The organism is Halomonas kalidii, assembly GCF_030010475.1.
Taxonomy (GTDB): domain Bacteria; phylum Pseudomonadota; class Gammaproteobacteria; order Pseudomonadales; family Halomonadaceae; genus Halomonas; species Halomonas heilongjiangensis.
On the sequence record NZ_JASCQN010000052.1, the window covers coordinates 167,008 to 186,836 of the forward strand.

Consider the following 19,829-nt stretch of genomic DNA (forward strand, 5'->3'; position numbering starts at 1 on the left):
ACACCGGCAGGCGACGCCTCCATGGGGTATTATTAGCTTCCTATCAAAGACAAGCCGACTGCGGAAAGGAGATCCCTTGAGCCTCAATGCGCGACGCGTGGCGATACTGGTGGCGGCCAACACGGCGCTGGCCCCCTTCGCCATCGATGCCTATCTGCCCGCCATGGCAGCCCTGGCCGCCAGAGTGGGGGCCAGCATTCATCATACCGAGCTGTCGATCAGTGTCTTCCTGGCGGGGTTCGCCATCGGCCAGTTGCTCTTCGGCCCGCTCTCCGATCGGCTGGGGCGCAAGCCGGTCCTGCTCGGTGGGCTGGTGGTGTTCATGCTGGCGAGCCTGGCGATCACCACCATCGGCTCGCTGTCCGAACTGCTCGTCTGGCGCTTCGTCCAGGCACTGGGGGGCGGCGCCTGCGTGGTCAACTCGGCGGCCATCGTGCGCGACTGTTTCAGCGGCCGCGAGGCGGCAAGCGTGATGTCGACCATGGTCATGATCATGATGCTGGCACCACTGGTGGCGCCGGTGGTGGGCAGCGGGCTCCTCTACCTGGCGGACTGGTGGCTGATCTTCGTCTTCCTGGCCGTCTATGCCGCCTTCCTGCTGTGGCTGATGAGCACCCGGCTGCCCGAGACCCGTGATCCGAACCTGCCCGCGGCCTCGCCGCGTCAGGTGTTGCGCAACTACGCCAGTGTGTTTCGCCATCGCGAGGGCATGGGCTACATCTGTGCCGTGGCGGCCTCCTTCGGCGGCCTGTTCGCCTTCGTCACTGCATCGCCCTACCTCTACCTGGAGCATTTTGGCCTCTCGCCGGCCATTTACCCGCTGGTATTCGGCATCAATGTGGTGGTGATCGCCCTTTCCAACCGCCTCAACATTCATTTGCTGAAGAGTCGCTCGCCACAGCAGAACCTGCATCTGGGGCTCACCGTGCAGTTGGTGGCTGCCAGTGTCCTGGTGTTGGCGGCCGCGGCAGGGGCCGCCTCGCTGCCCGTGGTAGTGCTGGTGATCATGGTCTATGCCGGCATGATCGGCATGATCACCCCCAACGCCATGTCGGCGCTGCTCGATCACTTCGGCCACATGAGTGCCACGGCCACGGCGCTGATGGGGGGCATCAAGTTCGGCGCCGCCGCCCTGGCGGGGGTGATGGTGGGGGCCTTCGAGATCGAAAGCCTCTGGCCCATGGTGCTGACCATGCTGGTGGCGTCGCTGGTCGGCAACTGGGGGCTGAGAACCCTGGCGGGTAGACCGGTGCCTGCCTGAGGCACTGGCCTGGCTCGATCGCCGCTGGCTGCAAGGCTGCTCGCTCGCCGTCTGCGCCCTCGCGGCGCTGGGGTTGCTGGTCTGAAGCGGCGGTCTACCACCACCGTCAGTCACTCTTGGTTACGCTCCTTTCGTCCTGTCATGAAGCTGTCATGCGGCTCCGGCAATGTGTGCCGTGAGAAGGCCAGACACCTTTCCATCGACAGGAGTGACTCGCATGAACCGCATCCTCAAGAGCCGTGCATTCAAGACCACGGTCATCGCTGCCACCGTCATGGGCGTGGCCGGTGTCGCCCAGGCCCGCGATCAGATCCGTATCGTCGGCTCCAGCACCGTCTACCCGTTTGCCAGCTACGTCACCGAGGAGTTCGGTGCCATCACCGAGTACCCGACCCCGGTCATCGAGTCCACCGGCTCCGGTGGCGGCATCCGCCTGTTCTGCAACGGCATCGGTGAGGGCACTCCTGACATCTCCAACGCCTCGCGTCGCATCAAGGCCTCCGAGGTGGAGCGTTGCGAAGAGAACGGCGTGACCGATGTCACCGAGGTGAAGATCGGCTCCGACGGCATCGTGCTGGCCCAGTCCAGCGCCAACGGCGAGCTCGACCTGACCCTCGAGCAGCTCTTCCTGGCCGTGGCCGCCCGGGTGCCGGTGGATGGCGAACTTGTCGACAACCCCTACGAGAAGTGGAGCGACATCGATTCCGAGCTGCCGGAGCGTGCCATCTCCATCTATGGGCCGCCCAGCACCTCCGGGACTCGTGACGCCTTCGAGGAGCTGGTGATGGAAGTCGCTTCCGAGGAAATGGAAGCCTACGGCGGCGAGGCCTTCACCGAGATTCGTGCCGATGGTGCCTACATCGACGCTGGCGAGAACGACAACCTGATCGTCCAGCGCCTGAGCGAGGACACCAACGCCTTCGGCATCTTCGGCTACTCCTTCCTGGTCGAGAACCCCGATACCCTGATCGGTACCAGCATCGATGGCGTGGCGCCCGACGCCGAGGCCATCAGCGCCGGCGACTATCCGGTGGCCCGCTCGCTGTTCTTCTACGTGAAGAACCAGCACGCCGAGGAGGTGTCCCCGCTGTACGAGTATGTCGAGATGTTCGTCTCCGAGACCATGATCGGCGAGGGTGGCTACCTGAGTGACCTCGGCCTGATCCCGCTGCCCGAGGCCGAGCGCGAGGTGGCCCGTCAGAAGGTCACCGAGCGCGTCGCCCTGCAGGTCGCCGATCTGTAAGACGCACGTCACGGGCAAGGAGGCCTGACCTGGCCGGCAGCCCGAGGCTGCCGGCCGTCGCACGTTACGGCAGTCTGCCTGCCGTTGCCATTCATCGAGAGAATCCTATGCAGACCAACCAACTCCTGGCACTGTTCAGCGGCGCCCTGCTGCTGCTGGGTCTGATAGCCTTCTTCCTGGGGCGTGCCAAGGCCGCGCGGGTGCGTGCCACCGGCACGGCCATGTATGCCCAACCCGACCAGTACGCCTGGTTCGCCGTGCTGGCCACCGCCGGTCCCGCCCTGCTGGTCAGTGCCGTGGGCGGCTTCCTGCTGCTGCTGCTGGGCGCCGAGATCCCGACGCCCTACCTGCTGGCCGGCAGCCTGGGGGTGGCCGCGATCGGCCTGATGGTGGGCATGAACCGGGTGCATCCGGACTTCCACGCCCGGCAGGCCATCGAACGGGTCATCCGCTGGATCCTGGTCGGTGCCGCGCTGATCTCGATCTTCACCACCTTCGGCATCCTCTTCTCCATCGTCTTCGAGGCGCTGCGCTTCTTCCAGATGCACAGCTTCTGGGACTTCATCACCGGCACCGTCTGGAACCCCGGCGCCAGCTTCCTGGCGGCGGCCGGTCGCGCCGCTGAGGGCGGAAGCGCCGCCCAGTTCGGATCGGTACCGCTGTTCGCCGGCACCTTCATGATCACCGCCATCGCCATGCTGGTGGCGATCCCCATCGGTCTGCTGGCAGCCATCTACATGGCCGAGTTCGCCCCCAAGCGGGTGCGTACCCTGGCCAAGCCCACCCTCGAGGTGTTGGCGGGCATCCCCACCGTGGTCTACGGCTTCTTCGCCGCCATCACGGTGGCGCCGATCATCGTCAACGTCGCCAATGCGCTGGGACTGGATGCGTCGTTCAACAACGCCGTGGCACCGGGCATGGTGATGGGCATCATGATCATCCCGTTCATCTCCTCGCTCTCCGACGACGTCATCAATTCGGTGCCCGACAGCATGCGTCAGGGCTCCCTGGCGCTGGGCATGACCAAGGGCGAGACGATTCGCGACGTGGTCATCCCGGCGGCACTGCCCGGTATCATCTCCGCCTCGTTGCTGGCGGTTTCCAGGGCGCTCGGCGAAACCATGATCGTGGTGATGGCGGCCGGCATGCGGCCCAACCTCACCGCCAACCCGCTGGAAGACATGACCACGGTGACGGTACGCATCGTCGCGGCACTCACCGGTGACCTGGAGTTCGAGAGTGCCGAGACCCTCTCCGCCTTCGCCCTGGGGCTGGTGCTGTTCGGCGTCACCCTGAGCCTGAACCTGGTATCGGTGCTCATGATCCGCCGCTTCCGCGAGAAGTACCGCGTCAACAACCTGTAACGCCGAGGAATCGCCCAGATGAGTCAATCCTTCGACGAGATCAGCGCCCAGCTCAAGAGGCGCCACCGCAAGTCGGCGCGACTGAAGTGGATCTCCATGGGGGCGCTGGGGCTGGCCGGCCTGTTCCTGGTGCTCTTCTTCGCCGACATGCTGAACAAGGGCCTGCCGGCCTTCCAGCAGGCCTACGTGCAGGTGGAACTGGACTACAACGAGGAGGCAAGCCGCATGGGGCGCGCGGCCATGGATCCCGAGGTCTCGCGGATCGTCAGCCGCAGCTTCGAGCGTCTGATCCCGGGGATGTTGCGCGATGATCCCGATCTGCTCGGCACCAGCGAGCGGCGCTGGGTACTGGCCAACGGTGAGGTGGACCAGTACCTGAAGGGACATCGCAACAAGCTCAGCGAGGCGGAGCGTGAGGTGGTCGACGAGCTGGCCGAGAGCGGCCAGGTGACGTTGAAGTTCAACACCACCTTCTTCTCGCGTGGCGACTCCAAGATGGCCGAGAGCTCGGGCATCCTGGCTGCCGCGGTGGGCACCGTCATGACCATGCTGGTGACCCTGGCCATCGCCTTTCCCATCGGCGTGATGACGGCGCTCTATCTGGAGGAGTTCGCCCCGGACAACCGCTTGACCCAGATCATCGAGATCAACATCAACAACCTGGCGGCGATTCCCTCGATCCTGTTCGGCCTGCTGGGCCTGGCGATCTTCATCAACTTCTTCGGGGTGCCGCGCTCCTCCCCGCTGGTGGGTGGCATGACGCTGGCGCTGATGACGTTGCCGGTGATCATCATCGCCACCCGCACGGCGCTGCGCAGCGTGCCCGACTCGATCCGCCACGCCGCCTTCGGGGTGGGCTGCTCGCGCTGGCAGGTGGTGCGCGACCATGTGCTGCCCCTGGCCATGCCGGGCATCATGACCGGTTCGATCATCGGCCTGGCCCAGGCCATGGGCGAGACCGCGCCGCTGATCATCGTCGGGATGGTGGCCTTCATTCCCGATGTGTCGGCGTCGTTCACCCAGGCCGCCACGGTGCTGCCGGCACAGATCTTCACCTGGGCGGGCGAGCCCGACCGCGCCTTCGTCGAGAAGACCGCCGGCGGCATCCTGGTGCTGCTCTCGATCCTGATCTTCCTGAATGCCACCGCCGTGGTACTGCGCAAGAAATTCGAGCGTCGCTGGTGAGCCAGCGCGTCACAGAGGACATCGACATGAACATGCAAGCCGCTCCCCGCCATGGCCAGACACCCGCGGTCGGACAACCGCATAACCGCAACGAAGAGGCCTGCCACGACCTGAGCATCCGGGTGCGCGATCTCAGCCTCTGGTACGGCCAGAGCCAGGCCCTCAAGGGCCTCGACATCGATATCTTCGAGAAGAATGTCACGGCGCTGATCGGTCCCTCGGGCTGCGGCAAGTCGACCTTCCTGCGCTGCCTCAACCGCATGAACGACCTGATTCCCGGGGTGCGCATCGCGGGGCTGGTGGAGATGGGCGGCCGTGACGTCAATGCGGCGAAGATGGACGAGGTGGCGCTGCGCCGCCGGGTGGGCATGGTGTTCCAGAAGCCCAATCCCTTCCCCAAGTCGATCTACGAGAACATCGCCTATGCGCCGCGCATGCATGACCTGGTCGGTCGCAAGGCCGAGCAGGACGAGCTGGTGGAAAGGGCGTTGCGCGACGCCGGCCTGTGGGAGGAGGTGAAGGACAAGCTGCACCAGCCGGGCACCTCGCTCTCGGGGGGGCAGCAGCAGCGCCTGTGCATCGCCCGGGCCATCGCCGTGCAGCCCGACGTGATCCTGATGGACGAGCCCACCTCGGCCCTGGACCCGATCTCCACGGCGACCATCGAGGACCTGATGGACAAGCTCAAGCAGCAGTTCACCATCGTCACCGTGACCCACAACATGCAGCAGGCGGCGCGGGTGGCCGACTACACCGCCTTCTTCCACCTGGGCGAGATCATCGAGTACAACGACACCAAGACGATGTTCTCCAACCCGGCCACCAAGAAGGCCGAGGACTACATCACCGGGCGCTACGGCTGAGTGCCATGACGCGAGAAGCAGCGACGGGGAGGCCTTGGCTTCCCCGTTGTCGTCTCCGTCCCCTGTCATACGGTTGACATCTGCTCGCTTTATATATGAAATTCCATATATCAAGGAGCCGCATTCATGAACAGGCAGCGGGTACTCTTTCTCTGCAACGCCAACTCCGCCCGCTCATTGATGGGCGAGGCATTGCTGCGACACCTGGCGGGCGATCGCTTCGAGGCCTTCAGTGCCGGCAGCGAGCCGGACCGCCCCCATGAACTGACGCTGGCGGCCCTGGAGAAGCAGGGCATCGCCGCCGAGGGGCTGGCCAGCAAGTCGCTGGACGACTTCGCCGGGGAGCGCTTCGCGGCGGTGATCGTGCTCTGCGACAAGGCGCAGCAGGCGTGCCGCGACTGGCGGGGAAGCTCGGACGAACACCTCTACTGGGATATCCGCGACCCGCGGCTGATCGACCGCCCCGACGCCTATGCCCAGGCCCTGCAGGAGATCCGCCGGCGCCTCACCCTGTGGCTGGCCAGCCGGGGCCAAGACACTCGGCTGTAATAATAAATTGTTACTAATAGATACGGCAGCCACCGCCGGGTCGGGAAGGAGACATGGTATCGCCAGGAGGGCGATGCCTGGCATGGTCGCCGGTCGCGCGCATCCTCCGCGCCACCTCCGCCATTCTTGCCTTCCGGAGAGCCCATGCTTCGCTTCGAAAATATGACGGTCAGACGCAGCTGGTCGCTGGTCCTGGCCGCCTTCGCCATCCTGATCCTCGGCGCCAGCCTGCTCGGTCTCTACTCGAACTATATCAGCCGCGATGCCTTCGGCACCCTCAATCGCCTCAACGTGGAACAGGCCCAGGCCCTCAACCGCGCCTATATCGACGTGCTGCGGGCGAGGGTCGAGATGGATCGCGCCGCCGAGCTGCTGCGAACTCCGGCCTTCGAACGGCCGGGGCCGGTCATCGAGCGGGCTGAGGCGCTGCTGGGCTCCGCCGAGGCGGCCTTCCGGCGCTTCCAGGCGGTGCCCCCCGCCCCCGGCCAGCAGGAGGCCATCGAGGCCCTGAGCCAGCGTTACCAGTCCCTGGTGGACAACAACCTCGGCCTGCAGCTGATGCTGCTTCAGGACGGTGACCATGCCGGCTATCGCTCCGGCCAGTCCCGGGTCACCGAGAGCAGCCAGGCCTTTATGACGGTGGCCGACGACTTCTTCGCCGCCTCCGTCGGCGAAGGCCAGGCGCTGGCGGCCCAGTTCCGGCGCCTGGCCGACTGGCTCGGCGCCAGTCTGCTGGCCACCCTGGCGACGGCGGCCCTGCTGGTGGCCCTGGTGCTGTGGGGCGTGACCCGCAACGTGATTCGCCCGCTGCGCGAGGTGATGGGGCATTTCCGGCGCATCGCCGAGGGCGACCTCTCGGCCCCCATCGAGGCCCGGGGCCGCAACGAGATCGGCCAGCTGTTCGCCGAGCTGGCGACCATGCAGGCCTCCCTGACCGAGACGGTGGGCTACCTGCGCCAGGGCAGCGAGGGCGTGCATGGCGCCAGCCGCAGCATGGCCGAGGACAATGCCTCCCTGGCCGCCCAGACCCAGCAACAGGCCGCGACCCTAGCCCAGACCGCGGACCACTTGGCCCACCTGACCCGGGCCGTGGAGGGCAATGTGAATACCGCCGACGAGGTGGGCCGCTCCGCTCAGGGGGCCACCCGACGGGCCCGGGAGGGGGAGACGGTGATCACCCGCTTTGCCGACACCATGGAGGCGATCCAGTCCCATTCCGAGGAGATCGCCAGCATGATCGCGTTGATCGAGAGCATCGCCTTCCAGACCAATATTTTGGCCCTGAACGCCTCGGTGGAGGCGGCCCGGGCCGGCGACCAGGGGCGCGGCTTCGCGGTGGTGGCCAAGGAGGTGAGCGAGCTGGCCTCCCGCAGTGACCACGCCGCCAAGGAGATTCGTGGGCGCATCGAGGCCTCGCGGCAGAGCGTGGCGGCCGGCGGCGAGCTGTCCCGCGAGGCCGTGGAGCATACCCGCGAGATCATCCTCGCCATCGAGCGGGTGGAAGCCCTGATGTCGCGCATAAACGAGGCCTCCCAGGCCCAGCGGGGTGGCATCGACGAGGTCAATGGGGCCATGGCGCAGATGCAGGCGGCGACCCGGGACAGCGCCCGTCTTGTGGAGTGGGCCGCCGGTGACGCCCAGCGCCTGGAGGTCGAGGCCCAACGCATGGCGGCCTTCGCCCGGGGGTTCCACCTCGACGCCGATCCCGTCGAGGACGAAGCCCCCGACTGGGCGGCCCTGGCGGAGGGGGCAGAGCCGCCAGCGGAGGAGACGGCGGCACGGCTGCCGGCCATCGCTTGAGGTCGGCACCGGGGAGTTGATAAATATGCTTTTCCGTATATATTCCTGCCCATATATTATCGCCGTTCTCGGCTAACCCCCAACAGATGAGGCGCTTCGGATGACGCTGACAATCGGAATCAATGGCCTGGGCCGTATCGGCCGGCTGACGCTGCGCAGCCTCTGGCCCCGCGTCGAATCAGGCGAGGTCGAGATCGGCCGCATCAACGACCCGGGCGGCGATGCCGCCACCTTCGCCCACCTGCTGGAGTTCGACTCGGTGCACGGCCGCTGGTCGCCGGGGGAGGGCATCGTCGCCGAGGAGGACGCCATCGTCATCGACGACAAGCGGATCGGTTTCAGCGCCAACGTTGCCACCACCGACAGCGACTGGTCGGGCTGCGATGTCGTTATCGAGTGCTCCGGCAAGATGAAGAGCCGCGAAAAGCTGCAGGCCTACCTGGATCAGGGCGTGGATCGTGTGGTGGTCAGTGCGCCGGTCAAGGAGGAGGGCGTGCTCAACGTGGTGGTGGGCGTCAATGATGACCGCTTTGAGCCCGAGACGCATCGCATCGTCACCGCGGCGAGCTGTACCACCAATTGCCTAGCGCCGGTGGTCAAGGTGATCCACGAAACCTATGGCATTCGCCACGGCTCGATGACCACGGTGCACGACATCACCAACACCCAGGTCATCCTCGATGCCCCGAGCTCTCCCGGCAAACCCGACCTGCGCCGTTCGCGGGCCTGCGGCATGAGCCTGATTCCCACCACCACCGGGTCGGCCAAGGCGATCACCGAGATCTTCCCCGAACTCGCCGGCAGGCTCAACGGCCATGCCATCCGCGTGCCCCTGGCCAACGCCTCGCTCACCGACATGGTCTTCGAACTCGCGCGCGAGGTGACGGTGGAGGAGGTCAACGCGGCGCTGAAGGCCGCGGCCGAGGGCCAACTGGCCGGCATCCTGGGCTATGAGGAGCGCCCGCTGGTCTCCATCGACTACCGCACCGACCCGCGCAGCTCGATCATCGATGCGCTCTCCACCATGGTGGTGAACGGCACCCAGCTCAAGCTCTACGCCTGGTACGACAACGAGTGGGGCTACGCCAACCGCACCGCCGAGCTGGCCCTGAAGGTGGGCCGTGGCTGAATCGCTTGCCGCTCGGCTGCGCGGGCTGCCCGTCGAGGTCCGCCAGTACCTGTTGATCACCGGCAACTACTGGGCCTTTACCCTTACCGACGGCGCCCTGCGCATGCTGGTGGTGCTGCACTTCCACCAGCTCGGCTACTCGCCGCTGGAGGTGGCCCTGCTGTTCCTCTTCTACGAGGCCTTCGGCGTGGTCACCAACCTGGTGGGCGGTTGGCTCGGTGCCCGGCTCGGCCTCAACCGCACCATGAACATGGGCCTTGGCCTGCAGATCGTGGCGCTGGCCATGCTGATGGTGCCCGCCGCGGCGCTGACCGTGCCCTGGGTGATGGCCGCCCAGGCGCTGTCGGGGATCGCCAAGGATCTCAACAAGATGAGCGCCAAGAGCGCGGTCAAGGTGCTGGTGCCCACGGACAGCCCCAGTGCCGGCAGTGCTCTCTACCGCTGGGTGGCGATCCTCACTGGCTCCAAGAACGCCCTCAAGGGCGCCGGTTTCTTCCTTGGCGGCCTGCTGCTGACCCTGATCGGCTTTCAAGGCGCGGTCGGCGTCATGGCGCTGATGCTCGTGGGTGTGTTGGGCTTGTCGCTGGTGCGCCTCAAGGCCGACCTGGGGCGCCAGAAGCGCAAGCCCAAGTTTCGCGAGGTGTTCTCCAAGTCGCGGGCGATCAACGTGCTGGCGGCGGCGCGGCTCTGCCTGTTCGCCTCGCGCGATGTGTGGTTCGTGGTGGCTCTGCCGGTGTTCCTCTATGACCAGCACGGCTGGAGCCACTGGACGGTGGGCGGGTTGCTGGCGATCTGGGTGATCGGCTACGGCGGCGTGCAGACCCAGGCGCCGCGCCTCACCGGGCTGGTCAAGGGCGGGGCACGCGGGGTCACGGCGTTCTGGGCGCTGGCGCTCGCCGGCCTGCCGGCACTGCTGGCGCTGCTGCCGCTGGCCCAGGTGGGCTGGCTGGTGGCGGGGCTGCTGGCCTTCGGCGTGCTGTTCGCCATCAACTCCAGCTGGCACAGCTACCTGATCGTGCACTACGCCCGGGCCGACGGCGTCTCCATGGACGTCGGCTTCTACTACATGGCCAACGCCATGGGCCGGTTGCTGGGCACGCTGCTCTCCGGCTGGGTCTACCAGGTCTTCGGGCTTGCCGCCTGCCTGTGGATCTCGGCGGCGTTGGTGGTGGCCAGTGCGGCGCTGGCCCTGGCGCTGCCGCGCCAGCACGCCTGAAGCGGGCCGCTGTCGGCCTGTGCCCCCTTCCCGTAGAATGGCCCTGAACAATCACCTGTCGTGGAGACCGTCTTGACGCTGCTGGAACCGGTTCGCTTCTTCAAGTGCCTGGCGGATGACACCCGCCTGATGCTGCTGCTGTTGATCCAGGTCGAGGAGGAGCTCTGCGTCTGCGAGATGACCCATGCCCTGGAGCAGTCCCAGCCCAAGGTATCGCGGCACCTGGCGCAGCTGCGCCGCTGTGGCCTGCTCAATGACCGCCGCGAGGGGCAGTGGGTCTACTACAGCCTCGCGCCCGGGCTCCCCGGCTGGGCGATCACCACCCTTCAGGCCGCCGCGCAGGGCGAGGCGGCCAGGCTCGGCGAATGCCGGTCGCGGCTCGGGGACATGGGGAATCGCCCCGAGCGGCGCCTGGCCATGTGCTGAGCGAGGACGTCACGAGAGGTGACGCCGAGCCCCGGTCTCAGCGTGTGGGCGTGCCGGCATCGGGATGGGCTTCGAGCTCCATGAGGCCGCGCAGCGCCAGGAGCCCGAGCAGCGGTCCCGGCAGCAGCCACCACAGCACCCAGGTGCCCTGCAGGCTCCACAGCGTGGTGGTCAGCGAGATCGCCGGGATGGTCAGGGCGAAGCCCACCGCGTTCATCACCGCCAGGGTCGAGCCGATCCGCTCCCGTGGCGCGGTGGCCGCGGCCAGGGCCGAGAACTGCGGCGAGTCGGCGATCACGGTCAGTCCCCACAGGGCGAGCAGACCCAGCAACAACTCGGGGGGTGCCCCGGGCAGCAGGGGGTAGGCCAGGCAGATCATCCCCGAGGTGGCCAGGGCCCGGCGCGCCACCCAGAGGCTGCCCCGCCGGCGACTCAGGCTTCCGCCGCCCACGCAGCCGATGAGCCCCAGGGCGATGATCCCGAACGACAGCCAGGAGACCAGACCCGGTGGCGCGGTGAGTCGCTCGACCTCGCGCATGACCAGGAAGGGGGTCAGCATCCAGAAGGCGTAGAGCTCCCAGCAGTGGCCGAAGTAGCCGCCTGCCACGGCACGAAAGCGCCGCTCGCGCAGGGCGGCGAGACCATCGAGCAGTCGAACCTTGCCGCCCGGCGGGGGCAGGTGGGGGCCGTCGCCCAGGGCGAGGACCATGGCGCCGCCGACCAGGGCCAGGGTCGAGGCGCCGAGCAGCGGCCACTCCCAGGGCAGGCTCAGGGTGGAGCCCCGCAGCAGGTGGGGCAGGGCGGTGCCCAGGGTGAGCATGCCGACCAGCCAGGCGAGTGCCGCGCCGGTGTGCCGTGGCGTCCAGCCGATCACCAGCTTCATGCCCAGCGGATAGATGCCGGCCAGGCATAGCCCGGTCGCGAAGCGCAGCAGCAGATCGAGAGGCGGATGAGCCGCCGCCAGCACGAAGCCGCCGTTGACCAGGGCGCCGGCCAGGCAGGAGGCGGCGAAGATGCGGCTGGCGCGGAAGCGATCGGCGAGCCCGGTGGCGGCGATGGTCAGGGTGCCGACGATGAAGCCGGCCTGGACCGACAGCGTCAAGCGACCCAGATCGGCCTCGGAGAGCCCCAGGTCTCGGGACAGCGCCAGGCCAACCCCGTTGACGCTGAACCACAGCGAGGTGCCGCAGAGCTGGGCCAGGACGATGATGAGGAGGGGATGGCGTTGCCACGAGGAAGCACTCATGCGTGCATCCTTGACCGTGGGCGTCGGCAGGGCAAGGCGACGAAAGCCGTAGCGCGGCCTGATCAGGTCTCCGCAGAGGCGGGGAAGCGGTCACGGGTGGCGTTGGCGATGCGTACCAGCGCCAGCATCAGCGGCACCTCCACCAGCACGCCCACCACCGTGGCCAGCGCCGCCCCGGACTGCAGGCCGAACAGGGCGATGGCGGCGGCCACCGCCAGCTCGAAGAAGTTGCTGGCGCCGATCATCGCCCCGGGGGCGGCCACGTTGTGGGGCACCTTCCAGGCCTTGGCCCAGCCATAGGCGACGAAGAAGATCAGGAAGGTCTGGAGGAGCAGTGGAATGGCGATCAGTACGATATGCAGTGGCGCCTCGAGGATCACCTCTCCCTGGAAGGCGAACAGCAGCACCAGGGTGATGATCAGGCCGATCGGCGTGATCGGGCCCACCCGCTTCATGAAGACGTCGTCGTACCATTCGGAGCCGTGGCGGGCGATCAGGGTGCGGCGGGTCAGGTAGCCGGCGGTCAAGGGAATCACGATGTAGAGCACTACCGACAGGGCGACCGTGTCCCAGGGCACCTGGATGTTCGACACGCCGAGCAGGAAGACCACGATGGGCGCGAAGGCGAACAGCATGATCAGGTCGTTGAGCGCCACCTGCACCAGGGTGTAGGCGGCATCGCCACGGGTCAGGAAACTCCACACGAAGACCATGGCGGTGCAGGGCGCGGCACCGAGCAGGATGGCGCCGGCCAGGTACTGGCTGGCCAGTTCCTGGGGAATGAACGGGCGAAAGATCACCATCAGGAACAGCCAGGCGATGGCGAACATGGTGAAGGGCTTGATCAGCCAGTTCACCGTGGTGGTGATGATCAGCCCCTTGGGCTGGCGGCGTACGCCGAGCACCGCGGCGAAGTCGATCTGCGCCATCATCGGAAAGATCATCGCCCAGATCAGCACCGCCACCGGGATCGACACCTGGGCGATCTCGAAGCGCGACAGGGTCTCGGGAACCGCCGGGGCGAACTGGCCGAGCAGCACGCCGGCGACGATGGCCAATGCCACCCAGAGGGAGAGAAAACGCTCGAACAGGCCCATGCCCTCGGCGGAGCTGGGTGCTGTCGTGCTGGAACGGGTCGTCATGGGCGCGTCCGTTGCTCGGCGAGAAGTGTGGACAGAATATATGTATTTCCATATGTCTTCAATCGATCGGCTCGTCGAGCCACACCGATCGCATGGCGCTGCTATGATCGGTCTCGCACGCCACGTCACCGTCATCGGGAGGCTCCTTGTCCGTTACCGCACCGCCCGCCACCGACTCCCTGCGCCTCGATCGACTGGGGATCGGCGAGCTCGAGAGTGTCAACCTGGCCGTCGAGCCCGGCGAGATTCTCTGTCTCTCCGGGGCCAGCGGCTCGGGCAAGAGCCGGCTGCTGCGCGCCGTCGCCGACCTCGAGCCCCACCGCGGCGAGGTGTGGCTGGGCGAGCTGGCCCAGTCGGCGGTGTCGGGCCACCGCTGGCGCCAACGGGTGATGCTGGTGCCGGCGGAGAGCCACTGGTGGGCCGACAGTGTCGGCGAGCACCTTGCCGACCCCGGTGACCGCGATCTCGAGGCCCTGGGGTTCGACCGGGAGGCGCTGGGGTGGCAGGTGAGCCGGCTCTCGTCGGGCGAGAAGCAGCGCCTGGCGCTGCTGAGGGCGCTGTGTCGCGAGCCGTCGGCGCTGCTGCTCGACGAGCCCACCGCCAACCTGGACGACGCCACCACGAGGCGCGTCGAGGCCTGGCTGGTGGAAAGGGTGCGCGAGCACGGCTGGCCGGTGATCTGGGTCGCCCACGACCGGGCGCAGATCGGTCGGGTGGCGAAGCGTCACCAGCGGATCCATGGCGGTGGCCTGGTGGAAGAGGAGCAGGCCGCATGGACGTGATCGAGCTCTCCTGGTGGCAACTGGCCCTGGCGGCGCTGATGGTGGTGGCGCTCGCCGGCTGCACGGCGGCGGCGCGACTGGGCATGAGCCGCAGTCTGCTGATCGCCGCGGCGCGCACCGTGATCCAGCTGGCGCTGGTCGGCCTGGTGCTCGAGGCGCTGTTCGCGGCCGAGCGGCTGCACTGGGTGGCGTTGATGGCGCTTGGCATGCTGCTGATCGCCGGGCGCGAGGTGATGGCGCGACAGAAGCGCCGGCTGCTCGGTGGCTGGGCCTTCGGCATCGGCACGGTGGCGATGTTCCTGTCGTCGTTCACCGTCACCGTGCTGACCCTGACGGTGATCATCGGCCCCGAGCCCTGGTACCGCCCCCAGTATGCGATTCCGCTGCTGGGCATGATGCTCGGCAACACCATGACCGGGGTGGCGCTGGCGCTCGATCGTCTCACCGAGACCGCCTGGCGTCAGCGCGCGGTGATCGAGAACCGCCTGATGCTCGGCCAGCGCTGGCAGGAGGCGATCGGCGACATCCGCCGCGAGGCGATGCGCAGCGGCCTGATGCCGATGATCAATGCCATGGCCGCCGCCGGGGTGGTCAGCCTACCGGGGATGATGACCGGCCAGATACTCGCCGGCAGCCCGCCGGCGCTGGCGGTGAAGTACCAGATCCTGATCATGTTCACCATCACCCTGGGCACCGGCTTCGGCACCCTGGCGGCGGTGGCGGCGGGCAGCCGGCGACTGTTCGATGGTCGTGAGCGGCTACGGCTGGATCGGCTGGCGGTGCCGAAATAGCGGCGCCCGCCGCAAGGCGGGCGCCGGATAGGAGCGGGTCGCGAGTCAGTCGACCAGTTCGACCGCCACCGCGGTGGCCTCGCCGCCGCCGATGCACAGGCTGGCGATGCCGCGCTTGCCGCCCCTGGTGCGCAGGGCATGGATCAGGGTGGCGATGATCCGCGAGCCGGTGGAGCCGATGGGGTGGCCCTGGGCGCAGGCGCCACCGAAGACGTTGACCTTGTCGTGGGGAATGTCGAGCCCGTCCATGGCCAGCAGGGTGACCACGGCGAAGGCCTCGTTGATCTCGAACAGGTCGACGTCCTTCACGCTCCAGTCGAGCTTCTTCAGCAGCTTGTCGATGGCCCCCACCGGGGCGATGGTGAACTCGCTGGGGTGCTGGGAGTGGGTGCTGTGGCCGAGCATCCGCGCGATGGGCTTGACGCCGTGCCGGTCCGCCGCCGCCTGGCTGGCCAGGATCAGCGCCGAGGCACCATCGGAGATCGAGCTGGAGTTGGCGGCGGTGATGGTGCCCTCCTTGGCGAAGGCCGGGCGCAGCGAGCGGACCTTGTCGAGCTTGGCCTGAAAGGGCTGTTCGTCGTGATTCACCACGCTCTCGCCCTGGCGGGTGGTGACCGTGACCGGCACCATCTCGGCGTCCAGGTGGCCGGCGTTGGTGGCCGCCATGGCGCGCTCCAGCGAGGCGATGGCGAAGTCGTCGAGGCGCTCGCGGCTGTAGTCACGGGAACTGGCGACCTCCTGGGCGAAGACCCCCATCAGCTTGCCGGTCTCGGCGTCCTCCAGGCCATCGAGGAACATATGGTCCTTGAGTTCGCCGTGACCGAGGCGATAGCCCGTCCGCGCCCTGGTCAGCACATGGGGCGCGTTGGACATCGATTCCATGCCGCCGGCGAGGATCATCTCGCCGCTGCCGGCGCGGATCAGGTCGTGGGCCAGCATGGTGGCCTTCATGCCCGAGCCGCACAGCTTGTTGATGGTGGTGGCGCCGATGCCATCGGGAATGCCGGCCTGGCGCATCGCCTGGCGTGCCGGGCCCTGCTTGACACCGGCCGGCAGCACGCAGCCCAGGATGCCTTCGTCGATGGCATCGGGGGCGATCCCGGCGCGCTCGATGGCGGCGCGGATGGCGGCGGCGCCGAGCTGTGGCGCGGTGAGGCTGGAGAGGCTGCCGAGCATGCCGCCCATGGGGGTGCGGGTGGCGGAGAGGAAGACGATATCGTTGGACTGGCTCATGGTGGATACTCCCGGAGTAGCAGTGCGGGTGGTGCGATTATCGTTATACGAGTTGCCGGCCCGTGGGGCAGGGCGCGTTGACCTGCCGTCGGGGCTGTGGTTTTCTCAGGGTCAACCAAGCAAGCGCTAGTGTAAACGTCGATGAATGTAATGAATGACTCCCCGCGCCGCAAGGAACTCACCCGCCAGGCCGCCCAACTGTTCGTCCAGGAGGGCTTCGACCGGACCACGGTGCGCATGCTGGCCCAGGAGATGGGCATCAAGTCCGGCAGCCTCTTCCATCACTTCCGCGACAAGCAGGAGATCCTCGCCGCGGTGATCGAGGAGGGCACCCAGAACGCCCTGGCCATCGCACGCGAGACCCTTCAACAGTGCGACAACACGCCGGAGGCGCGGTTGCATGCCATGGCCCGCGCGCATCTCGAGACCCTGCTCACCGACCGCAACGCCCATGTGGTGGCACTCTACGAGTGGCGACGTCTCGACACCGCGGCCAGGGACCACCTGAGCCACCTGCGCGACGCCTACGAAGCGCTGTGGGAAGACGTCATCGACGAGGCCCTGGCCGCCGGCTTGATTCATGGCGACCGCTTCCTGGTCTCGCGCTTCGTCATGGGGGCATTGAACTGGACGGTGCGCTGGTACGATCCGTCGGGGGCGCGCTCGCCGGATGACCTGGCTCGCGAGCTGGTCGCCATGATCACCCGTCCCGCTACCTGAGGCCGTTCACGGGACTTGCGGCCCGCCACGCTCGACCATCGTCTAGTCCCTTCTGCCCGTTCAGGGGTTGCTCCCTTCCGCGAGAGCCTCTAGCTTGTACCAAGCGCTTGCTAGGTTGACGCTTACGTCAACTGTATATAACCAGAAGGTTGGCGCATACGCCAGCGCCACGGTCACACGATCGCCGACATTCTCTGCCGACAACAAGCACAAGCATCCGTGAGGGCATGACATGAGCACAGCGTCGACTCCCGAGTACCGGGCCTACCTCGAGACCTTCAGCGTGGATGACGTCATCGCGCGGCTGGACGACCATCGCGACGGCAAGGCCAACGCCTTCGAGTCCTGCTGCGGGCGCCACCTGCGTGCCGGCCGTGGCGATGTCCTCGCTCTGGTGCACGAGGACACCGAGGGCCGGGTCAACAAGCTGAGCTACGCCGAACTGGAAGCCGAGAGCGCCAGGCTCGCCGGTTGGTTCGCCGAGCGTGGCCTGGGCGTGGGCGACCGTATCGCCTGCATGCTGCCACGCTCGCCGCAGTTGCTGGTGGCGGTGCTGGCCAGCTGGCGCATCGGTGCGGTCTACCAGCCGCTGTTCACCGCCTTCGGTCCCGACGCCGTCGACTACCGCCTGGGGCGTGCCGACACCCGGCTGGTGATCACCGATCACGTCAACCGCTTCAAGTTCGACGGCCTCTCCCAGTGCCCGCCGGTGCTCGCCGTGGGCGGCCCGAGCGCCGAGCACGGCGACGACCTGGACTGGGCCGAGGCCCTGGCCCACTCGCCGATCGAGGCCAGCCCGCCGCGGCTGGCGCCGGACGCGCCCTTCCTGCAGATGTTCACTTCCGGCACCGTTGGCAAGCCCAAGGGCGTGGCGGTGCCGCTGGCCGGCATGCTGGCCTTCGCCCTCTACATGGAGCTGGCCATCGACCTGCGCGAGGACGACCGCTTCTGGAACATGGCCGACCCCGGCTGGGCCTACGGGCTCTACTACGCCATCGCCGGTCCGCTGCTGCTGGGCGTGACCACCCACTTCTGCGAGGCGGGCTTCAGCGCCGGGGGCGCCATGGCGTTCATGCAGCGCCACCGCATCACCAACTTCGCCGCCGCCCCCACGGCCTACCGGCTGATGAAGGCCTCGGGGCTGTTCGACGGCGCCCGCGAGACCCTCGAGCTGCGCGTGGCGAGCTCCGCCGGCGAGCCGCTCAATACCGAGGTGGTGAGCTGGGTCGAGCGCGCCCTGGGCTGCCCGGTGATGGACCACTATGGCCAGACCGAGACCGGCATGACCTGCTGCAACCACCATGCGCTGTCTCACCCCAAGCATATCGGGGCCATGGGCGTACCGATGCCCGGCTACCGCCTGGCGATCCTCGACGCCGAGTACCACGAGCTGCCCCCGGGGGAGCCGGGCGTGCTGGCGGTGGATATCGCCAACTCCCCGGCGCATTTCTTCGCCGGCTACACCTGGCAGGAGAAGCACCCCTTCGCCGAGGGCTACTACCTGACCGGCGACGTGGTGATCCGCAACGAGGACGGGACCTTCCAGTTCGCCGGCCGCGACGATGACATCATCACCACCGCCGGCTACCGGGTCGGGCCCACCGACGTGGAGAACAGCGTGATGACTCACCCGGCGGTGGCCGAATCCGCCGCCGTGGGCCAGCCCGACGAGATCCGTGGCGAGATCATCAAGTCCTACGTGGTGCTGCGCGACGGTTTCGAGCCGAGCGATGCGCTGGCCGACGAGATCCGCCAGCAGGTGCGCGAACGGCTCTCGACCCATGCCTTCCCGCGGGTGATCGAGTTCGTCGACGTGCTGCCCAAGACCCCCAGCGGCAAGATCCAGCGCTTCAAGCTGCGCGCCGATGCCGCCGAGAAGGCCGAAGCGGCCCCGGCCAAATGACGACCCCGAGGAAATCGACATGCAAGTGAAGGACAATACCTTTCTGATCACCGGCGCCGCCTCCGGGCTGGGGGCGGCCACCGCCGAGCGCCTGGTCGCCGGCGGAGGCCGCGTGGTGCTCTGCGACCTCAGCGAGGCCGTGGAGGCCCACGCCGAAAGGCTCGGCGACGCCGCCCGGGCGGTGCGCGGCGACGTCACCTCGGGTGACGACATCCAGGCCGCCATCGATGCCGCCCTGGCACTCGCCGACGGCCGTGGGCTCGCCGGGATGATCCACTGCGCCGGCGTGGTCAGCGTGGCCAAGCTGGTCGACCGCGACGGCAATCCCGCCGACCTCGACGCCTATGCCCGCACCATCCAGATCAACCTGGTGGGCACCTTCAACGTCATGCGCCTGGCCGCGGCCGCCATGGCGAAGAACTCGCCGGGCGAGGACGGCGAGCGCGGCGTGATCGTCAACACCGCCTCCATCGCCGCCTTCGACGGCCAGGTGGGGCAGTGTGCCTACAGCGCCTCCAAGGCCGGGGTGGTGGGCATGAGCCTGCCTGCCGCCCGCGAGTTGTCGCGCCACGGCATCCGCGTGATGGCCATCGCCCCCGGCGTGTTCGAGACGCCGATGATGAGCGAGATCCCCGACGAGGCCGCCCAGGCCCTGGCCGCCGCCGTGCCGTTCCCCAAGCGACTCGGCAGGCCCGCGGAGTTCGCCCGCCTGGCCGAGCAGATCGTCACCAACCCCATGCTCAACGGCGAGGTGATCCGCCTCGACGGCGGCATCCGCATGCAGTAAGCCGGGCTTCGCCCGGGGCTTGAAGCTTGAAGAGCGGCGCTCCGCACCTGGAAGCTGGAAGTACACCCTTGACCCGGCAGTGAGTGGGGGCAAGCTGTTTTCCAGCTTCCAGATAAAACGAACGCTTGACTCTTTGCGATGCGACGGCTAATTTCAAACGTATGTTTGAAAGCGGTTGCCGCCGCTCTC

Annotated in this window: 18 protein-coding genes; 15 read left to right on the forward strand and 3 right to left on the reverse strand. The window is 67.6% G+C overall.

Annotation, left to right across the window (positions count from 1 at the left end; genetic code table 11):
- The first annotated feature begins 76 nt into the window (after window positions 1–76).
- From QLQ85_RS20070 to QLQ85_RS20115, 10 genes are all read left to right on the forward strand, one after another.
- Window positions 77–1,261: a multidrug effflux MFS transporter gene (locus tag QLQ85_RS20070; RefSeq protein ID WP_282740613.1), complete on the forward strand. Its 1,185-nt coding sequence runs from the start codon at window positions 77–79 to the stop codon at window positions 1,259–1,261.
- Window positions 1,262–1,478: 217 nt separating this feature from the next.
- Window positions 1,479–2,504 carry a substrate-binding domain-containing protein gene (locus QLQ85_RS20075; protein ID WP_282740614.1) on the forward strand — a complete coding sequence of 342 codons (1,026 nt, stop codon included), beginning with the start codon at window positions 1,479–1,481 and terminating at the stop codon, window positions 2,502–2,504.
- 107 nt (window positions 2,505–2,611) lie between these two features.
- Complete coding sequence (gene pstC / locus QLQ85_RS20080) at window positions 2,612–3,868, forward strand: phosphate ABC transporter permease subunit PstC (RefSeq protein WP_282740615.1); 1,257 nt, start codon at window positions 2,612–2,614, stop codon at window positions 3,866–3,868.
- A gap of 18 nt (window positions 3,869–3,886) precedes the next feature.
- Window positions 3,887–5,053, forward strand: coding sequence for a phosphate ABC transporter permease PstA (gene pstA / locus QLQ85_RS20085; RefSeq protein ID WP_282740616.1), 1,167 nt, complete (start codon window positions 3,887–3,889; stop codon window positions 5,051–5,053).
- A 26-nt stretch (window positions 5,054–5,079) separates the two neighbouring features.
- Window positions 5,080–5,916, forward strand: a complete 837-nt coding sequence (pstB, locus tag QLQ85_RS20090; protein ID WP_282740617.1) for a phosphate ABC transporter ATP-binding protein PstB — start codon at window positions 5,080–5,082, stop codon at window positions 5,914–5,916.
- A gap of 126 nt (window positions 5,917–6,042) precedes the next feature.
- Window positions 6,043–6,465: an arsenate reductase ArsC gene (locus QLQ85_RS20095; RefSeq protein ID WP_282740618.1), complete on the forward strand. Its 423-nt coding sequence runs from the start codon at window positions 6,043–6,045 to the stop codon at window positions 6,463–6,465.
- A gap of 144 nt (window positions 6,466–6,609) precedes the next feature.
- On the forward strand, window positions 6,610–8,265 hold the full coding sequence (locus QLQ85_RS20100; protein WP_282740619.1) for a methyl-accepting chemotaxis protein: 1,656 nt from the start codon (window positions 6,610–6,612) through the stop codon (window positions 8,263–8,265).
- A gap of 100 nt (window positions 8,266–8,365) precedes the next feature.
- Window positions 8,366–9,394 (forward strand): ArsJ-associated glyceraldehyde-3-phosphate dehydrogenase, encoded by a 1,029-nt coding sequence (locus QLQ85_RS20105; protein ID WP_282740620.1) that lies wholly within the window; start codon window positions 8,366–8,368, stop codon window positions 9,392–9,394.
- On the forward strand, window positions 9,387–10,610 hold the full coding sequence (arsJ, locus tag QLQ85_RS20110; protein ID WP_282740621.1) for an organoarsenical effux MFS transporter ArsJ: 1,224 nt from the start codon (window positions 9,387–9,389) through the stop codon (window positions 10,608–10,610). The genes QLQ85_RS20105 and arsJ overlap by 8 nt, the downstream gene beginning before the upstream one ends.
- A gap of 129 nt (window positions 10,611–10,739) precedes the next feature.
- Window positions 10,740–11,036 carry a metalloregulator ArsR/SmtB family transcription factor gene (locus QLQ85_RS20115; RefSeq protein ID WP_407650426.1) on the forward strand — a complete coding sequence of 99 codons (297 nt, stop codon included), beginning with the start codon at window positions 10,740–10,742 and terminating at the stop codon, window positions 11,034–11,036.
- A 37-nt stretch (window positions 11,037–11,073) separates the two neighbouring features.
- Here QLQ85_RS20115 and QLQ85_RS20120 read toward each other — a convergent pair whose 3' ends face one another.
- Entirely contained in the window at window positions 11,074–12,282 is a 1,209-nt protein-coding gene (locus tag QLQ85_RS20120; protein ID WP_282740622.1) for an MFS transporter, read from the reverse strand.
- Between the two features lie 62 nt (window positions 12,283–12,344).
- Window positions 12,345–13,424, reverse strand: coding sequence for an ACR3 family arsenite efflux transporter (gene arsB, locus QLQ85_RS20125; RefSeq protein ID WP_282740623.1), 1,080 nt, complete (start codon window positions 13,422–13,424; stop codon window positions 12,345–12,347).
- A 146-nt stretch (window positions 13,425–13,570) separates the two neighbouring features.
- On the opposite strand from arsB, the gene QLQ85_RS20130 reads away from it, so the two are divergent.
- Together QLQ85_RS20130 and QLQ85_RS20135 are read left to right on the forward strand one after the other, a co-directional pair.
- A complete protein-coding gene (locus tag QLQ85_RS20130; protein ID WP_282740624.1) occupies window positions 13,571–14,206 on the forward strand; it encodes an ABC transporter ATP-binding protein in 636 nt (211 codons plus the stop codon).
- Window positions 14,197–14,997 (forward strand): ABC transporter permease, encoded by an 801-nt coding sequence (locus QLQ85_RS20135; RefSeq protein WP_282740625.1) that lies wholly within the window; start codon window positions 14,197–14,199, stop codon window positions 14,995–14,997. The genes QLQ85_RS20130 and QLQ85_RS20135 overlap by 10 nt, the downstream gene beginning before the upstream one ends.
- 45 nt (window positions 14,998–15,042) lie before the next feature.
- Here the strand turns inward: QLQ85_RS20135 and QLQ85_RS20140 are convergent, their stop codons facing one another.
- Entirely contained in the window at window positions 15,043–16,230 is a 1,188-nt protein-coding gene (locus QLQ85_RS20140) for an acetyl-CoA C-acyltransferase (RefSeq protein WP_282740626.1), read from the reverse strand.
- Window positions 16,231–16,380: 150 nt separating this feature from the next.
- On the opposite strand from QLQ85_RS20140, the gene QLQ85_RS20145 reads away from it, so the two are divergent.
- The 3 genes from QLQ85_RS20145 (at window position 16,381) to QLQ85_RS20155 (ending at window position 19,640) form a co-directional block, all read left to right on the forward strand.
- The gene (locus QLQ85_RS20145; RefSeq protein WP_282740627.1) at window positions 16,381–16,950 is read left to right on the forward strand and encodes a TetR/AcrR family transcriptional regulator; all 570 of its coding nucleotides are present in this window, start codon (window positions 16,381–16,383) and stop codon (window positions 16,948–16,950) included.
- 232 nt (window positions 16,951–17,182) lie between these two features.
- Window positions 17,183–18,853, forward strand: coding sequence for an AMP-binding protein (locus tag QLQ85_RS20150; RefSeq protein WP_282740628.1), 1,671 nt, complete (start codon window positions 17,183–17,185; stop codon window positions 18,851–18,853).
- 19 nt (window positions 18,854–18,872) lie between these two features.
- A complete protein-coding gene (locus QLQ85_RS20155) occupies window positions 18,873–19,640 on the forward strand; it encodes an SDR family NAD(P)-dependent oxidoreductase (protein WP_282740629.1) in 768 nt (255 codons plus the stop codon).
- The last annotated feature ends 189 nt before the right edge of the window (window positions 19,641–19,829 follow it).